At 48.5% G+C, this 291-nt stretch carries 1 protein-coding gene; it reads right to left on the reverse strand.

Features of this window, described 5'->3' with window-relative positions; genetic code table 11:
• A partial coding sequence (locus tag ACXAGJ_RS24795; protein WP_474843896.1) for an Ig-like domain-containing protein occupies positions 1 to 291 on the reverse strand: 291 nt, incomplete at both ends.

Below are 291 nucleotides of genomic sequence, written 5' to 3' on the forward strand. Positions count from 1 at the left end.
CACTATCTTCTGCGACATCGGCAGGAGTATCATTGGTAGCCGTTGGCGTATCGTCTACTGGGGTTACATCGAAAGTAACCGTTGCGGTGTCCGTATCTCCATCAGCATCTTCGATCTCATAGGTGATTGTTACCGGACCATTATAGTCTAAGGCTGGGGTAAAGTCGATCGTATCATCCGTTGGATCGTTTGGTGTACCTCCATTGTTTACAACTGCAGTTCCTACTGCAGCTGGGATGGCAGTTACATTGATCGTTCCGGTACTTGGACCATCTCCTCCAAAGCTATCGT

The sequence above is a fragment of the Aquimarina sp. AWH4_224 genome, assembly GCF_056160245.1.